Raw genomic sequence first — 466 nt, forward strand, 5'->3', positions numbered from 1 at the left:
CCTCCTCGGGCGGCCCGGTCCACCACGCCGGCGACGAGAACGACACCACCGTTCGCACCCAGTCCGCCGACACCATGACCGCGCCCCAGCCCACCCAGCACACGGCGGACAGCGTCCCCAACTCCCCTACCCCGCATCAGGGTCCGCAGCAAGGCGCCCAGAGCGGCACCCCGATGACGGGCATGCCCACCGCCGTGCCCACGGCCGTGCCCACCCACGGCGCGCCCACCACCTCGGCCCCCAGCACGCCGACCACCAGCGCACCCTCCACCAACGCGCCACGTACGACCGGCGACACCCCCTCCCAGCCCCAGCGCCGCCCGGACGCCGCCTCGCCCACCCGCGACATCCCCCAGCAGCGCGCCCAGGACCGCCAGCCGTCCGCACCGCGGCCCACCGCCGCACCCAGCAACCCGGGGCCCACCCGCCGGCCGGAATCCCCCCCCCCCCCCCCCACCCCCCCCCC

At 78.3% G+C, this 466-nt stretch carries 1 pseudogene; it reads left to right on the plus strand.

The window, feature by feature from the left end:
• Window positions 1–466 (plus strand): annotated as a pseudogene (locus tag RZ84_RS39700) (hypothetical protein); the annotation flags it as partial.

Source organism: Streptomyces sp. CT34, assembly GCF_000805335.1.
Lineage (GTDB): Bacteria > Actinomycetota > Actinomycetes > Streptomycetales > Streptomycetaceae > Streptomyces.